Annotated in this window: 1 protein-coding gene; it reads left to right on the top strand. The window is 54.0% G+C overall.

Annotated features, from left to right (window positions below; all coding sequences use genetic code 11):
• Positions 1 to 19: 19 nt before the first annotated feature.
• The coding region (locus GXX82_16750) for a 4Fe-4S dicluster domain-containing protein (protein NLT24694.1) at positions 20 to 1,667 on the top strand (1,648 nt) is incomplete at its 3' end.

Below are 1,667 nucleotides of genomic sequence, written 5' to 3'. Positions count from 1 at the left end.
TCCTCAGGAGGCAGAGTTTATGGTCGATGTCGGACGAGAGATCATGTGGAACGTGGGACATGCTGGTCAGTATATCAGTTATGCCTTCTTGGTCATTGTTGCCATTGTTCTGATCATGGGATTGAAAAAGCGCTATGCCATGTGGAAGATAGGAAAGCCGGCCCCCATACAATTTACGAAGAGGCTCGGTGAGAGGATAGGATATTTCATCGCGAACGGGATCTTCCACAAGTCCATTCTGCGTGAAGCCTTCCCGGGATGGATGCATTTCTTCATCTTCTGGGGATTTCTCGTACTCTCTGTCGGGACGGCCCTCGTCGCGATCCAGGCGGACTTCACGGATCTCCTCTTCAAGGTGAAGTTCCTGAAGGGCGGTTTCTACCTGATCTTCTCATTCTTCCTGGATCTGGCGGGCCTCATGGCCATTATCGGTATACTGATGGCCATGTACCGGCGCTACGTCACGAAACCGTCGAGGCTCGACAACAAGCCGGACGACGCCATAGTGCTGGTCTGGATCCTTGTCGTTCTCGTGACGGGTTTTCTGGCGGAAGGCGTCAGGATCGCCCATTCGATGCCTGACTACGAGAAATGGAGTTTTGTAGGCTATGTGACGGCTTATATCTTCGCCGGTATGCCGAAGGAATCCATCGAAGTGACCCACAAGGTGTTCTGGTATTTCCACATGGTCATTTCCTTCGGTCTCATTGCCTACATCGTTCATTCCAGGCTGCTCCACATCATTACCTCTTCGCTGAACATGATGTTCAGGGGCGTCGAGGATGTTCCCGAGGGAGCACGGGGCGCGATAGCACCCATCGAAGACTTCGAGAACGCCGAGGAGTTTGGCATTAACAGCATAGAGGGCTTTACGTGGAGGCAGATCTTTGACCTCGATGCCTGCACCCGCTGCGGACGCTGCCAGGATCTCTGTCCCGCGTACAACACCGACAAGCCGCTTTCTCCGAAGCAGTTCATACAGGACCTCAAGGCCGAGTGGGAACGCCACTGTGCGGGCGTGAAGAACGAGGACGGCATGATCGATACCACCATTCAGGAAGAGACTCTGTGGTCCTGTACCGCCTGTATGGCCTGTCAGGTGAATTGTCCTGTGTCCATCCCGACCTTCGACAAGAATATCGAGATGAGGCGCTATCTCACCCTTACGCTGAGCAAGACGACGTCGGAGACGAAACTTCTTTTCAAGAACCTCCAGAAGAACAACAACCCCTACGGAATGGGCAAGAAAGAGAGGCTGGGTTGGACCGAAGGCCTCGATATCAGGAACGCCATGGAGCAGGAGGTGGAATACCTCTACTGGGTGGGTTGTGTTGCCTCCCTTGACGACAGGAACAGAAAGGTCGCGAGAGCATTTGCCACGATACTCAATCAGGCGGGTGTCAACTTCGGCATCCTCGGCACCGACGAGATGTGCTGCGGCGATCCCTCGAGGCGCTGCGGTAACGAAGAGCAATACCTCGGCACGGCCCAGGCCAACGTGGAGCTCCTCAACGAGATAGGCATCAAGAAGATAATAACGACCTGTCCTCACTGCTACACCACGATCAAGAAGGAATACGCGCAGATCGGCGGCAACTTCGAGGTCTACCATCAGGCGGAATTCATCAACAAGCTGATGAGCGAAGGCAAGCTCAAACTGAATCCCG

It is taken from the genome of Syntrophorhabdus sp. (assembly GCA_012719415.1).
Classification (GTDB): Bacteria; Desulfobacterota; Syntrophorhabdia; order Syntrophorhabdales; family Syntrophorhabdaceae; genus Delta-02.
Note: the sequence above shows the minus strand (reverse complement) of the source record. Positions and strands in the feature narration are given on the sequence as shown.